Source organism: Neorhizobium sp. IRS_2294 (assembly GCF_050500145.1).
Taxonomy (GTDB): domain Bacteria; phylum Pseudomonadota; class Alphaproteobacteria; order Rhizobiales; family Rhizobiaceae; genus Neorhizobium; species Neorhizobium soli.
Genome location: NZ_CP191439.1, coordinates 2318919 through 2337677 on the forward strand (window position 1 = coordinate 2318919; position 18759 = coordinate 2337677).

The 18759-nt window shown below is 60.9% G+C and carries 16 protein-coding genes and 1 pseudogene; 12 read left to right on the forward strand and 5 right to left on the reverse strand.

From position 1 onward, the window contains the following. Positions 1 to 4: 4 nt before the first annotated feature. Positions 5 to 2815 carry a bifunctional diguanylate cyclase/phosphodiesterase gene (locus tag ACQY1K_RS11185; RefSeq protein WP_430257373.1) on the reverse strand — a complete coding sequence of 937 codons (2811 nt, stop codon included), beginning with the start codon at positions 2813 to 2815 and terminating at the stop codon, positions 5 to 7. 369 nt (positions 2816 to 3184) lie between these two features. Here ACQY1K_RS11185 and ACQY1K_RS11190 point away from each other — a divergent pair, with 369 nt between their 5' ends. The 5 genes from ACQY1K_RS11190 to prmB all read left to right on the forward strand — a co-directional run bounded on the left by ACQY1K_RS11190 (position 3185) and on the right by prmB (position 8967). After that, positions 3185 to 3802 (forward strand): 50S ribosomal protein L25/general stress protein Ctc, encoded by a 618-nt coding sequence (locus ACQY1K_RS11190; RefSeq protein ID WP_062455789.1) that lies wholly within the window; start codon positions 3185 to 3187, stop codon positions 3800 to 3802. A 219-nt stretch (positions 3803 to 4021) separates the two neighbouring features. Continuing rightward, positions 4022 to 6406, forward strand: coding sequence for a putative bifunctional diguanylate cyclase/phosphodiesterase (locus ACQY1K_RS11195; protein WP_430257374.1), 2385 nt, complete (start codon positions 4022 to 4024; stop codon positions 6404 to 6406). Beyond that, on the forward strand, positions 6387 to 7199 hold the full coding sequence (locus ACQY1K_RS11200; protein WP_244508744.1) for a substrate-binding periplasmic protein: 813 nt from the start codon (positions 6387 to 6389) through the stop codon (positions 7197 to 7199). The genes ACQY1K_RS11195 and ACQY1K_RS11200 overlap by 20 nt, the downstream gene beginning before the upstream one ends. 108 nt (positions 7200 to 7307) lie before the next feature. Next, a complete protein-coding gene (gene pth / locus ACQY1K_RS11205; protein ID WP_430257375.1) occupies positions 7308 to 8036 on the forward strand; it encodes an aminoacyl-tRNA hydrolase in 729 nt (242 codons plus the stop codon). 1 nt (position 8037) lies between these two features. Further along, a complete protein-coding gene (gene prmB / locus ACQY1K_RS11210; protein WP_430257376.1) occupies positions 8038 to 8967 on the forward strand; it encodes a 50S ribosomal protein L3 N(5)-glutamine methyltransferase in 930 nt (309 codons plus the stop codon). Between the two features lie 12 nt (positions 8968 to 8979). Here prmB and clpS read toward each other — a convergent pair whose 3' ends face one another. After that, positions 8980 to 9288 carry an ATP-dependent Clp protease adapter ClpS gene (clpS, locus tag ACQY1K_RS11215; protein WP_062455774.1) on the reverse strand — a complete coding sequence of 103 codons (309 nt, stop codon included), beginning with the start codon at positions 9286 to 9288 and terminating at the stop codon, positions 8980 to 8982. A gap of 284 nt (positions 9289 to 9572) precedes the next feature. On the opposite strand from clpS, the gene ychF reads away from it, so the two are divergent. From ychF to ACQY1K_RS11230, 3 genes and pseudogenes are all read left to right on the forward strand, one after another. After that, on the forward strand, positions 9573 to 10676 hold the full coding sequence (ychF, locus tag ACQY1K_RS11220; protein WP_113110733.1) for a redox-regulated ATPase YchF: 1104 nt from the start codon (positions 9573 to 9575) through the stop codon (positions 10674 to 10676). Positions 10677 to 10703: 27 nt separating this feature from the next. Further along, entirely contained in the window at positions 10704 to 11174 is a 471-nt protein-coding gene (locus ACQY1K_RS11225) for a MaoC family dehydratase (protein WP_430257377.1), read from the forward strand. Further along, positions 11171 to 11637, forward strand: a pseudogene (locus ACQY1K_RS11230) (MaoC family dehydratase). Before ACQY1K_RS11225 ends, ACQY1K_RS11230 begins: the two are co-directional and overlap by 4 nt. Positions 11638 to 11644: 7 nt before the next feature. On the opposite strand, the gene ACQY1K_RS11235 reads toward ACQY1K_RS11230, so the two are convergent. Further along, entirely contained in the window at positions 11645 to 12259 is a 615-nt protein-coding gene (locus tag ACQY1K_RS11235) for a LysE family translocator (RefSeq protein ID WP_430257378.1), read from the reverse strand. A 101-nt stretch (positions 12260 to 12360) separates the two neighbouring features. Beyond that, entirely contained in the window at positions 12361 to 12903 is a 543-nt protein-coding gene (locus ACQY1K_RS11240) for an adenine phosphoribosyltransferase (protein ID WP_430257379.1), read from the reverse strand. Positions 12904 to 13340: 437 nt separating this feature from the next. Between ACQY1K_RS11240 and ACQY1K_RS11245 the strand changes: the two genes are divergently transcribed. The 4 genes from ACQY1K_RS11245 to ACQY1K_RS11260 all read left to right on the forward strand — a co-directional run bounded on the left by ACQY1K_RS11245 (position 13341) and on the right by ACQY1K_RS11260 (position 17757). Further along, entirely contained in the window at positions 13341 to 13838 is a 498-nt protein-coding gene (locus ACQY1K_RS11245; protein ID WP_174196427.1) for a Csu type fimbrial protein, read from the forward strand. 63 nt (positions 13839 to 13901) lie between these two features. Beyond that, on the forward strand, positions 13902 to 14330 hold the full coding sequence (locus ACQY1K_RS11250) for a fimbrial biogenesis chaperone (RefSeq protein ID WP_062455754.1): 429 nt from the start codon (positions 13902 to 13904) through the stop codon (positions 14328 to 14330). 12 nt (positions 14331 to 14342) lie between these two features. After that, positions 14343 to 16796: a fimbria/pilus outer membrane usher protein gene (locus tag ACQY1K_RS11255; protein WP_430257380.1), complete on the forward strand. Its 2454-nt coding sequence runs from the start codon at positions 14343 to 14345 to the stop codon at positions 16794 to 16796. Continuing rightward, the gene (locus tag ACQY1K_RS11260; RefSeq protein ID WP_430257381.1) at positions 16777 to 17757 is read left to right on the forward strand and encodes a Csu type fimbrial protein; all 981 of its coding nucleotides are present in this window, start codon (positions 16777 to 16779) and stop codon (positions 17755 to 17757) included. Before ACQY1K_RS11255 ends, ACQY1K_RS11260 begins: the two co-directional genes overlap by 20 nt. A gap of 83 nt (positions 17758 to 17840) precedes the next feature. Here the strand turns inward: ACQY1K_RS11260 and ACQY1K_RS11265 are convergent, their stop codons facing one another. Further along, positions 17841 to 18740: a cytochrome c1 gene (locus ACQY1K_RS11265; RefSeq protein ID WP_062455745.1), complete on the reverse strand. Its 900-nt coding sequence runs from the start codon at positions 18738 to 18740 to the stop codon at positions 17841 to 17843. Positions 18741 to 18759: the final 19 nt, after the last annotated feature.

Here is an 18759-nt window from a genome sequence, read left to right on the forward strand (position 1 = left end):
ATCTTCAGGCAGCGTTCTGGTTGGCCGAGCCCATCTCTGACCCAGCCTGCGGATTCGGCTGATCTTCCATCGGCATCGGCCGACCGAGAAGATAGCCCTGCACTTCGTGGCATCCTTCCCGCCGCAGAATGTCGAGCTGGTTCACCGTCTCGACACCCTCTGCGAGAACCGGGATCTGCAGGCCCTGCCCCAGAGCCAGAATTGCTCGCACCATGGCCGTTGCCTGCTCGCTGCGGTCCACTTCGGTCAGGAAGCTCCGGTCGAGCTTGATCTTGTCGAACGGGAAGGAGCGCAGCGTCTCCAGCGACGAATAGCCGGTCCCGAAATCGTCGATCGCAATCGATACGCCCAGCGCCTTGATGGAGCGAAGCGCATTCATCGCCCGCTGCTTGTCGCTGATGATCGAGCTTTCGGTGATTTCAAGCTCGAGACGGCTTGGTTTCAGACCGGTTTCCAGAAGCACGGTATGAACCAGCGCCGGCATGTCGGCATGGGCGATCTGCACCGGCGACAAATTGACCGCGACCTTGTAGTCATTCGGCCAGTTCGCCGCCTCCCGGCATGCTTCGCGCAGAACCCACGCGCCGATCGGCAGGATGGCGCCGCATTCCTCGGCAACCCCGATGAAATCGGCCGGCGAGACATTGCCCCGCTCCGGATGGCTCCAGCGCAGCAGGACCTCGTAACCGGTGATCTCATCGGTCGCGACCGACTTCTGCACCTGGTAGTGCAGCCTGAGCTGATCCTGCTCGATCGCCGTCCACAGATCCTCGGCCATCTTGGTGCGGTCGCGGGCGGCCTCGTCCATCTCGATGTCGTAGAAGCAGATGTCGCGCGAGAGCGATCCCTTGGCGCGGTACATGGCCAGGTCCGCGTTCGCGATCAGCGCATCGGGGGATGCCCCGTCATGCGGGTAGAGCGCGACACCCATGCTTGCGCCGGGACTGAGACGATGCACCTCGATCTGGATCGGCTGCCCGAACGCATCCGACAATCGGTCCAGGAACTCGGACACTTCGCCCAAATCCCCGTAGCGCTTCACGGCCACGAATTCGTCGCCGCCGAACCGGGCAAACATCTCGTGCGGCCGCACGATCGAATTCATCCGCTCGGCAATTTCCTTGAGCACGGCATCGCCGGCCGCGTGCCCGAACTGATCGTTGATCTGCTTGAACTTGTTGAGATCGATGCCGACGACCGCAACATGCCCGCCCTCGCTCTCCGCGTTACGCACCTCGGCTTCGAGATATTCCATCAGGGCCGGACGGTTCGGAAGCTGCGTCAGGCTGTCATGCTTCGCCATGAAGGCGATCTTTTCCTCCGACCGTATCCGCTCGCTGATATCCTCGAATGTCGAGACCCAGCCGCCCTGATCGAGATAGCTGAAATCGATCCGGATCGTCCGATCGTCGCTCAGTCGGTGTAGAAGGGCTTCCTGCCTGGAATTGATGGCTGCGATGTTGCGCTGGTAATGCTGTTCTGCCCGTGCTTCCGCCTCCGCCGCGTCGGCAAACGAGGTCCTGTAGCCAAGAGCCACGATCTCGCGGTATGTCATACCCGGCTTCAGAGCGCCTTCCTCAAACCGAAAAATCTGGCCATAGCGCCGGTTCGTCAGCACCAACCGCTGCTCGCGATCGAACAGGCAGATCCCCTGCGCCATGTTCTCAAGCGCCAGATCCAGGTTCTGCGTCACGGAGGCGATCCGGTCGGTGTCCTGTCTCTGACGGGTGATGTCGCGCGTGATCTTGGCGTAGCCGGCAAGCACGCCATCGTCGTCGAGGACGGGCTGGATCACCACATGTGCCCAGAACCAGCTCCCATCCTTGCGGTAGCGCCGGCCTTCCGCCTCGAACAGACCGGTTGTGCGCGCTGTTGCGAGCGCCTGTTCCGGCAGACCCCGGGCTTGTTCTTCATCCGAATAGAAACGTGCAAAATGCTGGCCAATGATCTCGTCGGCCCTGTACCCCTTGGCACGCTCTGCCCCTGCATTCCAGCTGGAGACGGCGCCCTCGGGTGAAAGCATGTAGATCGCGTAGTCGGTCACCCCGCGCACGAGCATCTGGAAATTGGCTTCGCTGGCCTTCGAGGACCGCGCCGCACGCCCGGTGATGGTGGCAACGGCCAGGCCCGACCCGATCAGCGACAGCGAGACGGCAATGATCGTTGCCAGCATCAGCGGCTTCGACAGCATCCCGTCTTCAGGCAGGATCCCGAAACCCGGAACAAGCGTTGCCGCGCCCATCGCGATGAAATGCATAAAGACGATACCGAGCGACAGGAGACCTGCAGCAAGAATGTTGTTTGCAAGGCCTCCCTTCAGGATCATGAGGAAGGCTGTCGTCGACATGACGATCGCGGTGACGATGGCAGCGATGACCAGCGGCTGCGACCAGACGATCAGGCCGCCGAACTCGATCGCCGCCATGCCGGTAAAATGCATGCAGGAAACGCCGGTACCGAATACCAGGCCAGCGGCCACAGCGCCGGATTTGCCGGTAAACAGCACGGCAAGCAGTCCCGCCGCAAATGTCGCGAGAAATGCAATACCAAGCGACAGCAGCGTCAGCGACAGATTGAATGTGAAGAGCTGGCCCGGATCGTAGGCGAGCATGGCCACGAAATGTGTTGCCCAGATCCCGAAGCCCCCTGCTCCGCCGGAGACGATCACCCAGCCGTAGCGGCTGCGGTCGTTTGCCTGTCGTGACCGGGCGGCAAAAACCACGGTTCCCGCATTCGCAATGAAGCAGAGCGCCCCCGCCACGACGACGAGGAAGAGATTGTGCTCATAGGCCAGACAGGACAGAACGGCGTACATGTTAGATCTTGGTCTCCGGAGTTATCACCGTCTTGACCCTCACAATTTAACAAATTCGGTCGCCCGGACCTCGCATTTATCGAATCTCGCTAATTTCGAATGAACGTCATTAATGGATGGCAAAACGGCACATACCGGAAGTTTCATATTGGCCACGCAGGTATCTGGCGGTAGGTAACGACGACGACCGGTTTGCAGAGCCAACCACGCCGCAGATCCCTTGCGTCTCCTGCCCTGATGGACTATAGGGACCCCGTCCGCGTAGACACCCTTGGAGGCAACGCGGATGGAGAGCGTCGGACGATGCCCTCCGGTTTGACGCGGCACTGTCCGCGAAGAACTCTCCAAACAACCTCGAAAGGAATTGCCATGAGCAAGGAAACTTACGTGCTCAAGGCCGAGGCGCGCGAACGGGTCGGTAAGGGGTCCTCCCGTGAACTTCGCCGCAACGGTTTTATCCCTGCAGTCATCTATGGTGACAAGCAGGCTCCTCTGTCGATCGTGCTCAACACGAACGAAGTAACGAAGCGCATTCACGCTGGCGGTTTCATGACCACCATCGCGACGATCGAATTCGACGGCAAGAAGATCCAGGTCCTCCCGAAGGACTACCAGCTGGATCCGGTCCGCGACTTCACCATGCATGTCGACTTCCTGCGCGTTTCGGCCAAGACTGAAGTCAACGTCGAAGTACCGGTACACTTCGAAAACGAAGACAAGTCGGCCATCAAGCAGGGCGCCGTTCTGAACATCGTCCGTCACACGGTCGAGTTCCATTGCCCGGCCGACCAGATCCCGGAATTCATCACGGTTGATCTGACCGACGCCAAGATCGGCGACAGCCTCCACATCTCGGCCGTTAAGCTGCCGAAGGGCGTGACACCTGTCATCACCGACCGCGACTTCACCATCGCGACGATCGTTGCACCTGCTGCAGGCGTCGAAGAAGAAGAAGCGACTGAGACTGCGGCTCCTGAAGCCGAATAAGACATTTTCGTCTTGTCTTTCTGAGAGCCCGCCTTCCACCGAAGGCGGGCTTTTACGTTTTCCGGTCAGGATTACGTAACCCTCTTTAAGATCCGCTTCGCTTTACTCTTCCCGGCTTCAGTAAAGCTTAATCAATGGCTGGAATTATCCGGCCAATTACTGTGTTGGGGAACACGCAGTCGGCGGCTAACACCGACTACAAGCAGGCGGGGAATACGGGTGGCTCATTCCGTTGAGAGTCGGTTCATAGCCATTATTTCGGGCGCGCTTCTGGCCGTCGTCGTGCCGTTGTTCACGCTGCTTTTGGCGTTGTCATCGCAGCAGGCGGTTCGGGCGCTCGAAGAGCATGTCGACATCGTTCTGGCGACGAACTCGCAAGCGCTTGCCAAGCCCCTCTGGGATCTCGATACCGAAAGCGTTCACCAGATCGCCGTCGGCATGGTGAAAGATCCGACTATCTACGCGGTTCGCGTCACCGACACGACAGGCAAACTGAATATATCGGAAGTCACGCCGCAAGAGATATCCCTGAGCGACCTGACGATCCGCTCGCAGCCCATCACCTACATGTCGAACTACGGCGCTCGCGTTGTCGGTAAGGTCAGCGTCAGCATCCCGACAATCGGCTGGTTCTCGAAGCTTCACGAATTCGAGTTCGCCTTCATCTCGATCTTCATCATCGCCATCCTGACCGTGTTCGGCGCCGCCATTCTCGGCAACCGCGTGATGGTGATCAAACCTCTTCTGCGTTTGACCGCCGCAATCGAAGCGACCCGTCGCCTCGGTTCTCGTCACCATGTCGACTGGCGCTCCACCGATGAAATGGGACGCCTGGCCAAGAGCTTCAACGAGATGCAGACCCTTCTCGAACACGAGGAGCGCGAGCTGAAGCTGGCACATCGCAAGACGACGCAGACCTACAATCTCACGCCGGCCATGCTGTTTTCGCTCGACGCCGACGACAGGATAGCCGCCGTCAGCGACTACTGGCTCGTTGCGACCGGGTACAGCCGATCTGACATATTGAACCTGCCCTTCTGCGAACTGGTGATGCCGGAAGACCGCAGCCTCTACCACAACAGGAAATCGCAGGTGCGATCGCGCGGACCGGCGTTCGAAGTCACCGTGCGCTTCATCTGTCAGTCCGGCAAGACGATGAACGTCCTTATCGCGGAGACCGAACTCGGTTCGGCGGGCGACGGCGAGACCGGCTCACTGAGCGTGATGACCGACGTCACCGAGCTCAAGCAGTCAGAAATCCGCAACTACCAGCAGGCCATTTCCGACCACCTGACCGGCCTTCTCAACCGTCAGGGATTCGAGGCGGTGCTTGAGCAGAAAATCATCGAGGCGGATCGCAACGGAACCGACATCGCCTGTCTGTTCGTCGATCTCGATCGGTTCAAATCGATCAACGACAATCTCGGTCATGCGGCCGGCGATCTCGTGCTCGGCCAGTTCGTCGAGCGGATGCTGCCGCTTTTGGGCGACCACGACGCGGCATCGCGCCTGGGCGGCGACGAGTTTGCCATTCTTCTGTGTGGCGAGGGGTCGGAACGGCGCGGCACCGAGCTGTGCCAGAGAATCGTCGAGTTCTTTGACGTTCCATTCCGCATCGAGACCAACAGTGTGCGCCTTAGCGCCAGTATCGGCCTTGCCTTCTACCCTGCCCATGCCGCAAGCGGCGCCGAGCTTCTACAGAAGTCGGATCTGGCCATGTATGCCCGCAAGCGCGACGGCAAGAACGGTGCGCAGGTCTATAATTCGGCCATCCTCGACAAGACGCGGGAACGTGCCGAAATCGAAACCGACATCGAAGCAGCGCTTGCCGCCAACTGGTTCGAAGCGCATCTCCAGCCGATCGTGGATATCAGGACCGGCGCCTGCAACGGCTTTGAAGCGCTCATGCGCATGCGCCATCCGCGCAAGGGGCTTGTTCCTCCGGGCGCAAACGTCAGCGTCGCCGAGGAAACCGGTACGATCGGCCAGATCGGCAATCTCATCCTTGAGGACGCCGTCGCCAATCTTGCCCGCATCTCCCGGATACCGGGCATGTCTGACACCTATGTCGCCGTCAACGTATCGCCGCTGCAATTCGATGCGAGCCTTCCCGTCAAGCTGTCAACCTTGCTCGGCCGCTACGCAATCCGCCCGTCCCGACTGGTCATCGAGATCACGGAGGCCGTGCTGATGCATGACAATCCGGAAATCCGCAGGCTGCTCGACGAGATCCGCAACATCGGTTGCCGCATCGCGCTTGACGACTTCGGAACCGGCTATTCCTCGCTCAGCTATCTCAGCCGTTTCCCGGTCGATATCGTCAAGATCGACCAATCCTTTATCCGGTCTCTCAACAATGGCGACGATGATATCGATCGTCGAAACAAGATGCTGATCGAAGGCATTGCCGCGATCTCGCACAAGATGAACTGCCATGTCGTCGCCGAAGGCGTCGAAACCGAATATCAGCGTTCGACACTCATCGACATGGGCATCGAATACGCTCAGGGTTACTACTTCGCACGACCGCAAGCGATCGGCGATGTCCTTACGATGTTGAACGCCGACCGAAGCGGCGACCGAATTGATTCTATTGCAAGCTGAAATCCCGGCCCTCGATGTGGAGCAGCAGATGTCCTCGATCAGGTGTGGCATGACAAGCGCAGCACTCGTCGTGCTTGCTCTCGCTGCAACAATCGGACCGTGGTCTTGCCTGCAGGCGCACGCCGCAGACAGGCTCCAGCTCAAGACAGAGCCCTATGCACCCTTCAGCTACCGTGATCAGAACGGGCGCTATGGCGGCGCGGGCATAGACCAGATCGATGTCATCATGCGGCAAGCGCAAATACCCTATGACGTTGAAATGATCCCTTGGGCCCGCGCCATCGCGCTCGCCGAGACCGAGCCGATGACCTGCGCCTTCTCGGCAGCGCAGACAGCGGACCGCAAGCCGCGGTTCAAATGGGTCATGACGATCTCCGTGAACCATACGATCCTGGTCAAGCGGGCGGGCTCGTCGATCCACGCCACGACGCTCGATGAGGCGAAGAGCTTTCTGATCGGAACCCATCGGCTCGACTTTACCGAGGACCTTTTGAAATCGATGGGATTTGCGAACCTCGATCTCAGCGCCGATTTCGACACGTCGCTGCGCAAGCTCGTCCGGGGCCGGATCGACATGATGCCCATGTCGGAAGGCGTCTATCAGAGGCTGAAGAACAATGGCACCGACGTCGAGAGGGTGGTTCCCCTCTCCGAGGAGAAGCTCGGCATTGCCTGTCAGAAAACAGTCCCGGACGCCTTGATCGCTAAAATGCAGTCCGCACTCGACAGCATGATCCGCGATGGCCGCCAGGACACGATCTACCGGCGTTACGGCCTCAAGGCCGAACACTGAGCAAGCGATCAGCGGTGCCAATCAGTCGGCAGGGACGAAACCGGGTTGACTTCCGTTCCGTTTCGGGGTGGTGAGACCACATCCTGTACGAAAATTCGGACGCACTTCATGTTGATCATTGCGGGTCTCGGCAATCCCGGCAGCAAGTACTCCGGCAATCGCCACAATATCGGCTTCATGGCGCTCGACGCCATCCAGCGGCGGCCGGGCTTTTCGCCATGGGCAAAGAAGTTCAAGGCCCTCATTTCCGAAGGCGAGCTCGCTGGCGACAAGGTTCTGCTGATCAAGCCGCAGACCTACATGAACCTGTCGGGCGAAGCGGTCGGCGAGGCCATGCGCTTCTACAAGCTCGGGCCTGAAAATATCATCGCGATCTACGATGAGCTGGATCTTGCGCCCGGCAAGGCGCGCATCAAGACAGCCGGCGGACATGGCGGTCACAACGGCATCAAGTCGCTCGACGCCCATTGTGGCAAGGATTACCGCCGCTTGCGGCTCGGCATCGGCCATCCCGGGGCCAAGGAATTCGTCAACAACCACGTGCTCGGCGATTTCGACAAACTGGATCAGGCCTGGTTGCCGCAGCTTCTCGATGCGCTTGCCGACAATGCCGAAATGCTGGTGAAGGGCGAGGATTCGCAGCTGATGAACAAGCTCGCCCTTGCCGTCGGCAGCCAGCCGGACGAGGACGAAAAGCCGAAGCCCACCCCGAAGGCACCGAAACCTGCAGGCAAGAGCCATATCCACCAGGCGCGCGGCGGCATGAAACCGAACATCCCGGCCACCGGCCCGATGGCCGACATGCTGAGGAAACTGTTCGGCGACAAGGACAAGTAAGATGACACCAGCTATGACCGCTCTCACGACCGAACTCGTCACGCTGCGCGATTACTGGCGCTATGCAATCTCGCGCTTCAACGCCGCCAATCTTTCCTTTGGCCACGGCACCACGACTGCCGGCGACGACGCGGCCTTTCTGCTGCTCGATACGCTCGACCTGCCGATCGACGCACTCGATCCCTTCCTCGACGCGCGCCTCCTGCCGGCCGAGCGCCGACTTCTGGCAGAGCGTATCGAGGCCCGCGTCACGACCCGTAAACCGTCGTCCTATCTCACCGGCCGCGCCTATATCCAGGGCGTCCGGTTTCTGGTTGACGAGCGGGTCATCGTGCCACGCTCGCATATCGGCGAGATCCTGTTTCGCGAATATCTCGGTCCGAACGGATCGTCCTTCCTGCCCGACCAGATGATGGTCGAGACTGCTGTGGACATCTGCACGGGCTCCGGCTGCCTCGCGGTGCTGGCCGCCAAATTCTTCCCCAACGCCGCCGTCGATGCGGTCGATCTGTCGGCCGACGCGCTGGAAGTGGCAAAGCTGAACCTGCGGGAACACGAGGTCGAACAGCAGGTGAGCCTGCATCAGGGCGATCTGTTCCAGCCGCTCGCAGGCCGGAAATACGACCTGATCATCACCAACCCGCCCTATGTCGATCACGACGCGATGGATGGTTTCCCGGCGGAATTCCGTGCCGAGCCTTCGATGGCGTTCGATGGCGGTGTTGATGGTCTCGATCTGGTGCGGACATTGCTGGCAGACGCCGCAAACCACCTCAATCCCGAAGGCGGCATGATCTGCGAGATCGGCTCCGGCCGTGAAATCCTCGAGGAGGAATTTCCGGGTCTCGACTTCGTCTGGCTGGAAACCGAGGAATCGCAGGACGCGGTGTTCTGGATCTCCGCCGAAGCTCTCGGCGTCACCGCTTCCTGAGCCGACGACCGGCTATTCTTCAGGCTCGGTCGTGAACATCAGCGGAAAACCGGCTTCCTTGGCGAGATCGATCGCCTCGGTGGCCTTGGTCTCTGCAATATCCTTGGTGCAGACAACCACGACCGCCACACCCATCTGGTGGGCGGTCATCATCACCCGGCGGCCGGTATCCTCGCTCATCCGGAACACGGCTTTCAGAACCATGGTCACGAATTCGCGTGGCGTATAATCGTCGTTGACGAGCATAACCTTGTAGAGCTTCGGCCGCTCCAGCTTGGGCTTTGTCGTCGTCTTCGGCGTGAGGGTGGTGTCTCCGGCCATCCGCATCTCCTGATGACGTTCGCCATGCTCAAACAGCAATGATTGTATGCTGGCTATATCGCACCGACGGGTCCGAAATTCAAGCAACTGCGGTGATTTGCCCGATTGGGACCGGTGGGTCTGATTTGTGTTTGCATCGCAAGCCGACGTCTCGTTTCCGAATTCTGTTTTGCGTCGTTACCAGCGTTCCGACGACCTCCCTCACCCCGCCAACCCTTGACCGCCCGGCCTGTTTCCCCCATAGCCACGGCAACGAACAATTCTAGTCAGACGGGGTCCGTCCCATGGGTTTCAAATGCGGTATCGTCGGCCTGCCGAATGTCGGCAAGTCCACGCTCTTTAACGCTCTCACCAAGACTGCGGCGGCGCAGGCTGCCAACTATCCGTTCTGCACGATCGAGCCGAACACCGGCGAAGTCGCGGTTCCGGATCCGCGCATGCAGCAGCTGGCCACCATCGCCGGCTCCAAGGAAATCATTCCGACCCGTATCTCCTTCGTCGATATCGCCGGCCTCGTGCGCGGCGCCTCGAAGGGTGAAGGTCTCGGCAACAAGTTCCTCGCCAATATCCGCGAAGTCGATGCTGTCGTGCACGTGCTGCGCTGCTTCGAAGACGACGACATTACCCATGTCGAAGGCCGTATCAATCCGGTCGGCGATGCCGAGACGATCGAGACCGAGCTGATGCTTGCCGACCTCGAAAGCCTGGAACGCCGCGTCGAGCAGACCCGCAAGCGCGCCAAGACCAACGACAAGGAATCCGTCGCCCAGCTGCCGGTCATGGAAGCCGTCATCAAGCTTCTCAACGACGGAAAGCCTGCCCGCATTCTTCTGAAGACGCTGGCAGCCGACGACATCGAGATCTTGAAGGCTCTAAACCTCCTGACCTCGCATCCCGTCCTCTACGTCTGCAACGTCGCCGAAAGCGATGCCGTCGACGGCAACGAGCACACCAAGGCCGTGGCCGCGATGGCCAAGGAACAGGGTGCCGAATGCGTCATCATCTCGGCCGCCATCGAATCTGAAGTCGCGCAGCTGCCGGAAGACGAAGCCAAGGAATTCCTCTCGGCGCTCGGCCTTGAAGAAGCAGGTCTCGATCGCCTCATCCGCGCCGGTTACAACCTCCTTCACCTGATCACCTATTTCACGGTCGGCCCCAAGGAAACCCGCGCCTGGACGATCGTCCGCGGCACCAAGGCCCCGGCCGCTGCCGGCGTCATCCACACGGATTTCGAACGCGGCTTCATCCGCGCCTTCACCATCGGCTTTGATGACTACGTCGCCTTCAAGGGCGAAGTCGGCGCCAAGGAAGCCGGCAAGGGCCGCGACGAAGGCAAGGAATATGTCGTAAACGACGGCGACGTGATCCACTTCCGCTTCAACACCTGATCGGGACACCGCGGAGGCGCGAACGCGATGACGGAAATCGAATATCACTTCGAGGACTTCACCCCGGAACGCACCTTCCCGCTTGCGGATAAGCTTGTCACGGCCGAGGAAATCGTCGAGTTCGCCACCGAATTCGACCCTCAGCCCATGCATCTCAATGAAGCCGCCGGACGTGCCAGCATTCTCGGCGGTCTCTCGGCGTCCGGCTGGCATACATCGTCGATGTTCATGCGGATGATGTATGACGGCTGGCTGTCACGCGCGGCGTCCGAAGGCTCGCCCGGCGTCGAACTGATGGAATGGAAGAAGCCGGTCCTCGCCGGCGACACGCTGTCCGGCCGCTCCACCGTGGCCTCGACCCGCCTGCTCCGCTCCCGCCCGGGCATCGGCCTCGTCAACTTCCTGCACGAAGTCACCAACCAGCGAGGCCAGATCGTCATGCGCGGTGAAAACCCGATCATGATCCGGCTCCGAAACGCGGCCGAGGTCACGCCATGAGGCTGATCGAACTCTCTCCCCCGGCACGCGGATCGAAACCGGCACGCTGCTCTTCACCCCTGAAGACATCATCGGGTTCGCCCGTAAATTCGATCCTCAACCCTTCCATGTGGATGCGGAAGCCGCAAAACACTACGTCTTCGGCGGCCTCTGCGCCTCCGGCTGGCATACCTGCGCCGGCTGGATGAAGATGTTCATGGCCTATTGGACAGCGGAAGTCGCACGTCTCGAAGCCGCCGGCCTCGTCGCCCCGAAACTCGGCCCCTCGGCCGGCTTCAAGTCGCTGCAGTGGCTGAAACCCGTCTATGCCGGCGACAGCATCACCTATTCCGTGACCCTGATCGAATCCCGCCCGCTCGGAAGCCGCCCCGGCACCTTCATCAACCTGACGGAAAATGACGGCGTCAACCAGCACGGCGAAACGGTGATGCGCTACGAAGGCACCGTTCTCGAATTCACCTGAAAGCCTGCTAGCGCACTGCGACCGCAGCAACGCCGGCCCCCACCATCACCGCTCCGCAGCTCCGGTTGACGCGCCGCAGAACCGACGGCCGCTTCAGTGCCGCCCTCGCGCGGCCTGCCAGAACGACGTGGCCGCCGATCACCAGAACCTCGACGGCGACGATGACCAGCGCCAAAAGGCCGGCCTGCTCCATCGTGAGATTGGGTCCAACGACGTTGGGCAGGAGCGCTATGTAAAAGAGCGGCATTTTCGGATTGCCGAGATTGAGAAGGACACCGGTCGCAAATGTCGCCACCAGCCCCGACCGGCCCGTTACCACGGCATGATCGGCCGGAACCGGCTCGGCAAACCACAACCGCACGCCCATCCAGACCAGATAGGCAGCCCCGGCATAGCGCAGCACCGTCATTGCCATGCCCAGCTCCTCCGCCACCAGCGACAGGCCGAACACGGCGAGGAACAGAAAGATCAGGATGCCGGTGACCGTTCCGGCTCCGTAGGCGATACCGGCGGCCGCACCGTGCGACACCGTACGGGCCATGATCGTCACATTGTCGGGTCCGGGGCTTGCCGCGAAAACCAGAAACGCGGCGGCAAAGGCAGAAAGGCTTGCGATATCCATGTCCGTCTCCCCGAGGCTCCGGTCAAGTCCGGAACGGGTGAAGGATATCGCCTCCGCCGCCGGTCGCAATCCTCAAAACCGGCGGCATTTGGGAATTTTCTTCAGTGCCCTTCGAACTCGATCAGCGTACGCACTTCGACGCCAAGGGCTTCGAGCTTTCTGCGGCCGCCGAGTTCCGGCAGGTCGATGACGAAACAGGCCGATACGATCTCCGCACCCATCTGGCGCAGCAGCTTGACCGCACCTTCGGCCGTGCCGCCGGTCGCGATCAGGTCGTCGGTCAGGATGACTTTCTCGCCGGGCTTGACGGCGTCCACGTGCATTTCCATCTCGTCGACGCCGTATTCGAGGCTGTAGGCCACGCGAACGGTCTCGTGCGGCAGCTTGCCCTTCTTGCGGATCGGCACGAACCCTGCCGAGAGCTGGTGCGCTAGTGCACCACCGAGAATAAAGCCACGCGCCTCGATACCGGCCACTTGGGCGATGGACATGTCGGCATAAGGTTTCACCAGATCGTCCACCGCCTGGCGGAACGCCTTGGCATCGCCAAGCAGCGTCGTGATGTCGCGAAAGATGATACCTGGTTTCGGGTAATCACGGATGGCACGGATGGAGGCGGCGGGTGTGTCGTCACGGGAGGACATTGGGGCGGGAGCCTTGTTTGTTGTTCGTTGCTAAAGGAAAGCAATAGGCAGCTGCGGTCGACATTGTCCAGATCAAACCGCGCACTACCCGCCGACCCAACAGTGCCCCCCAGCGACGCATTCTCGTCCGCCGTCTCTTCAACCAAAACCGATCTGAGTATTCACCGCAATTGATACCTGCACTCTCGACATTCCGCCATCCATTAGAAATCACGAATAAGTAAACTGTCGCCTGGCCCTCGCATAACGCGCTGGCTCGTTTGAATGCGGAAGATCGATTTTCCGATTCATCATCACTTTATGTGATTTAGAGTAAATTAGTTACTTGTGAAAGAAACGGCATTAATGTTTCGTTAACAAATTGGACCGCAGTCTAGGGTTGGCAACATTGCCAATTTCTATCAAAGCGCGAATGATCGCGCCCATTGAGGTCCTTCATGACGAAGACAATACTCGCGACGATTTTCGCCGCTACAGCCATTTCCCTGACGTCCAGCGCCGCATTTGCCCAGACACTGGATGCCAACATGGATGTTTCGATGACCGTGGCTGCCGAATGCACGCTGGCCACTGATCCGGTCGCCTTCGGCAATCAGGCCCTGATCGATGTAGCCGTCGAGGTCCCCGGAAACATGACCGTGCAATGCACGGCGAATGCGCCCTATCAGATACAGCTCGGTGTCGGCAATGGCGCCCTGGCAACCGTTGAAACCCGCTTTATGACAGGCGTAGCCAACGGTGGTCTGGCGACCTATACGGTTCACCAGGGCTTGGCGACCGGCCCGATCTGGGGGGCCACCCTCGGCACGAACACGCTTGACGGCACCGCGACTGGCGGAGCAGACGTCATTCCGTTCACGGCAGTGCTTGCAGCGAACCAGAGCGTCCAGGCTGATACCTACGGCGACGTCTTGATCGCAACGATCAACTACTAAGCACGAACCTTTCGGCAAGCTCGGCGGCGCGGCGTGTCGCTAACCTAAAATAAGGATGACAAGATGATCTCCATGCGCTTCATGGCAGCGAGCCTATTCGCGTGCCTGATAGCCGGCGGTGCCGGAGCAGCTGCGTTGAGGGTTTCTCCGATCACTTTGGATCTGAAAGCCTCTTCCCCCACGGGAACGGTTCGGGTGTGGGAAGACGGGTTGCGGCCGGTCAAGGTGCAGGTGCGGGTTTTTCGCTGGACGAAGGTCAATGGCAAGGATCGCCTGGATCCCACCACGGACGTGGTTGCCAGCCCCCCGGTCACCACGCTGAAGCCTGGTACTGAGAACTCGATCAGAGTTGTCCGTGTCAGCAAGAAGCCGATTGTCGGAACAGAGTCCTACCGGCTTCTGATCGATCAGCTGCCCGAGGCCGGGCGAAAGACCCCCGGTCAGGTCAGCGTCATGATCCGGCATTCGATCCCCGTTCGGTTTACCGACTAGGGGGTCGGTCGCATGGCGCGTCAGACAGCCCTGCTCCTGGCGCGCTTGTGCCTCGCCGTCCTCGTCCTGCCGACCGCAGGTCATGCGGCATCCGGGGATACGTCTCCGGATGCCGATCTGGCGGCCGACGCCGATCCTTTTGACGTCCCTGCGGCCACCGATACGGGCGGGCCGAGCGACCTCTATCTGTACGTATCGATCAACGGCGTAAAGACCAATCTCGTTGCCGCCTTCCGGCAGGCACCGGACGGATCCCTCTCGATCGATATCGAGCAGCTGCGCAATATCGGCATCAAGCCCGCCAAGACGGCAATCGGCGCCGATGGCCGCGTGACGATCGATCAGCTACCATCAGTCACCTTCGTCTACGACGATCTGCAGCAAACGATCGATTTTACCGCATCGAACGGCGAACGCGCGCCAAAAATCATCGACGCCAAGGCGCGGCGCGGCGGTGCGCCGAAGAGACCGAGACTGAGGGCGCAATCCTCGTCCGGTGCACTCCTCAACTACAATATCGTCGCGTCTTCCGACAATTCCGAAAAGGATTCGCGGTTCGGCTTCACCGGTGTGAGCGGCGCTTTCGAAGCCCTGTATTTCAGCCCGCTGGGCGTCCTCAGCAATACATTTATCGCCAGCACCTCGGACGATACATACTACGGCTCGACGCGCCTGGACACGACCTGGCGCTATTCGGATCAGGACTCGATGATCACCTACAGCGCCGGTGACGTCATCACCGGCGGCCTGAACTGGACGCGCCCGACCCGTCTTGGAGGCCTGCAGGTGCAACGCAGCTTCTCGCTCAGATCCGACCTGGTCACCTTTCCCGTGCCGGAACTGTCGGCAAGCGCTGCCGTGCCTTCCACCGTCGATGTCTATCTCAATGATGCCAAGCGCTTTTCCAGTTCGGTCGGCGCAGGTCCGTTCGACATCACCAACCTGCCCTTCGTCGACGGAAGCGGCAATGCCCGGGTTGTCGTCACCGACGCTCAAGGGCAGCAGGTGTCGACCGAAAGCAGCTTCATCGCGTCCAGTCAGATGCTCGCCCGCGGGCTTTACGATTTCTCCGCCGAGCTGGGCTTTGCGCGACACGGCTACGGGATCGACTCGAACGACTACGATTCCCGCCCTTACGGATCGCTGACCCTGCGCACCGGCGCGACCAACTGGCTGACGATGGAAGGCCATGCCGAGGGCGGCGCGGATCTCGTCCATGGCGGCGTCGGCGCCGTGTTCGCCGCGCCTTGGAGTGGCGTCATCTCGCTCTCTGGCGCTGGCAGCTATCACGATGGTGCAATAGGCGAGCAGGTTGGCATGACCTGGGAGAGACAGATGCGGGGCTTTCACCTCAGAGCCCGCATGCAGCGCAGCTTCGGCAGTTTTCAGGACATTGCCTCGGTCACAGCCGACAAGCGCAGCTCCACCGACGGGATCTTGCTCGGATCAGCGGCGCCGCCCAAGGCGCTCGACCAGGTATCCCTGTCGGTCCCAATGCCTTTCGACCGATCGAACCTGAACTTCAGCTTTACCAATGCCGAGACCGCAGAAGGTGACCGGGAGCGTATCCTCGGCCTTTCCTACAGCCGCCCGGTGTTCAATGACAGCACGTTTTCCGTGTCCGCGATCAAGAGCCTGACCGACGGCACTGTCGGAATCTATGCGAGCCTCTTCGTCCCGATCGGCAAGCGGATCTCGGCCACCACATCGGTAGCATCGCAGTCAGACGAAACCAGCGTGACGCAGACGGTCAGCCGCACGCTGGGTCAGCAGATCGGCGACTACGGCTGGAGCGTTGGCCGGACGCAGTCGGAAAACGCGATCAACTCGGCAGCCGTCAGCTACCGCGCTTCGGCGGCAAAAGTGGCAGCGCGTGTCGACCAACGCGGCAGCAAGACAAGGGCCAGTGTGACCGTTGATGGAGCTCTGGTCGCGGCCGGAGGCGGCGTCTTCGCGTCCAACCGCATCAACGACGCGTTCGCCATCGTCGATGCAGGCGCGCCCGGCGTCGAGGTCCAGCATGAGAACAGACCAGCCGGCCGCACAAACAGCGGCGGCAAGCTGCTCCTTCCGAACCTGCGCTCCTATCAGGAAAACCACATTGCGATCGACCCCGAGGATCTGCCGCTCGACGCCGTCGTCAACACCACCCGCACCGTCGTGGTGCCGGCCGACCGATCGGGGATCGTCGTCAACTTCGAGGTCGACGTCGATGCGAACGCCGCACTGGTGACCTTCTCCGGACCGGACGGAAAACCCATCGCAGTCGGCGCCAGCGGCACGACGAAGACCGGATCGGAACCTTTCGTCGTCGGCTATGACGGCCAGACGCTCGTGGAAAATCTGAAAGCCAGCAACCGCCTCACCCTGACGCTGCCGGATGAGACCACCTGCGTGGCAACCTTCCAATACAAGCCCCAGCGGGGCAAACAGGTGAGTATTACCGATGCGATATGCCAGCCTTAAGCGCCTCAGAACGCTTCTTCTCCAGGCCGGGATCGGCCTGCTCCTCTATGGAGCCGGCGCCGCCGACGCCGCGGCCGCAAGCTGCACGGTCGACATCGACTCCGCCAATTTCGGCAATGTCGATACGCTCTCGGGCGCATCCGCCGATGCGACGGCGCAGGTTTCGATCAGTTGCAGCGGCGTCAGCGCCAACGCAACCGCGGTCACGCTCTGCGGCAATCTCGGCAGCGGTAGCGGTGGCACATCCGGCGGGACCCGCATCATGCGATCGGGCGCGAACGAGCTCGGCTACCAGCTCTACGCCGACGCCGGCCGCGCGACCCGCTGGGGTTCGTATGACGATACGACACTCGGCCAGCCACGGACGATCCGCATCGCCGCATCTGATGGCGAGGCGAGTGGCGCCGTGACGCTTTACGGAGGGCTGTCTGCCGGCCAGACGAGCGCTGGCACCGGCACCTACCTCTCCTCCTTCGCCACCGGCGAGGTGCGGTTCTACTACGAAGAGGGAAGCACCCTCGACTGCGCGGCACCGACCTCGGCGACACTGGCGCAGGCAAGCTTTACCGTCCAGGCAACCGTTGCGGCAAACTGCCTGATCGCCGTTTCGAACCTAGATTTCGGTCTTCACGGCCTGATCGATTCCGAAGTGACCGCGAGCGGCGGGGTCGACGTCACCTGCACGCCGAACTCAACCTACAGCATCGCCATGGATGGCGGCCTGGCTGCGGCCACCAACCCGGAACAACGGTTGATGCGCTCCGGTACCAACACGATCGCCTACGGCCTTTACGCCGATCAGGCCCATTCTCGACCTTGGGGTGCGACAGGTAGCGCACTGGTCTCCGGCACGGGGGCCGGCGCTGTGCAGTCGATACCGGTCTTTGGCCGCGTCGCTCCGCAACCGGCAGCCGCCGGCAACTACACCGACACGGTGATCGTCACGGTCACCTATTTCTGATCACTGCCGGGACCTTTGAGCGGCCAGCCGCAAGACAACAAAAAAGGCGGCCGAAGCCGCCTTTTCCATGAAGACCTTAAATATCAATGCGGCTTGCGGGCATAGACCGATTTCTTGGTCAGATAGATCAGCCCGGTAAAGATCACCAGGAAGATCATCACCATGAAACCGGTGCGCTTGCGCTCTTCCAGATGCGGCTCGGCAGTAAACATCAGGAACGCGGCGACGTCCTTCGAATACTGATCCACCGTCTGCGGCGTACCGTCGTCATAGCTCACCTGATCATTGCTGATCGGCGGGGCCATGGCGAGCGCTGAGGCATTGGCAAAGTACGGATTGTAGTGCGTCCCCGGTGCGACTTCCACGCCCGGAGGCGGATCCTGGTAGCCGGTCAGCAGCGCGTGGATATAGTCCGGGCCGCCTTCCTGGTACTGGGTAAAGATGTCGAACACGAACTGCGGGAAGCCGCGGGTGATGCCGCGCGCCTTGGCAAGCAACGACATATCCGGCGGTGCAGCACCGTTGTTGGCCGCCGCCGCGGCCTGGGCGTTCGGATAGGGCGACGGAAAGTGGTCCGATGGTACCGCCTTGCGGGTAAACATCTCGCCGTCGTCGTTTGGACCGTCCTGCACCTCGTAATTGGCAGCAAGCGCCTTCACCTGACCGTCCGAATAGCCGAGATCCTCGAGCGTGCGGAACGACACGAGCCGCATCGAATGGCAGGCGGAACAGACTTCCGTATAGACCTTGAGGCCGCGCTGCAGCTGGCCCTTGTCGTAGTGGCCGAAGGGACCGGCAAAGGTCCAGTCCACAGGTTCCGGATGACGCAGCGGATAATGCGGCGTGCCGCCTTCCGCATGGTCACCGCCGCCGCCACCGGCTGTGCCGGCGCCGACGTCATGCTTTTCCTGCGCGCTCAACGATCCCATGGTGAGGCCAAGTGCCAGTGTGAGCGAAGCGAGGCCGAGTGTTATCTTCTTCATGTATGTCTCCTCCCGCCTG